At 40.6% G+C, this 433-nt stretch carries 1 protein-coding gene; it reads left to right on the top strand.

What is annotated here, in order from left to right:
- The coding region (locus tag JHD59_RS22220) for a hypothetical protein (protein WP_199155865.1) at positions 1 to 382 on the top strand (382 nt) is incomplete at its 5' end.
- Positions 383 to 433 lie beyond the last annotated feature (51 nt).

Below are 433 nucleotides of genomic sequence, written 5' to 3'. Positions count from 1 at the left end.
GCCACTAGCTGCAATCATAAAGGCTATCAAGCATGAGAGATTCTTAGAGCATCAAGTATCAGACTTTGTAAAACGTCTGAAAAAGGTGATGAATATAAAAATAACTGACGGTAAGATCGTCGGAAAGGTATCTGATTATTTTAAGTCAGAGCTTGGGCGTGCAACTGTCCTCGATCAGCACGTTAATAAGCCAGCTTATGTGGTAACTGATATAAAGGCTGCTGTACATTCATATATTGCGGGAAATCCAAATGTAAAGCCTGATCCTGCAACTTGGGGTGCGGATCATTCTAAAATAGAGGCCGGCGTGCTAGAGATATATGGCAAGGCTCGTCGAGGCACTGACATGCCAAATAGATTTAAAAAATTAAAGGCCAAATGATATGAAAAAAATAGTTTTGGCGGTCGCGTTACTTATAGGCGTGTCTCTTAT

It is taken from the genome of Chromobacterium sp. ASV23 (assembly GCF_016428945.1).
GTDB lineage: Bacteria > Pseudomonadota > Gammaproteobacteria > Burkholderiales > Chromobacteriaceae > Chromobacterium > Chromobacterium sinusclupearum.
Note: the sequence above shows the minus strand (reverse complement) of the source record. Positions and strands in the feature narration are given on the sequence as shown.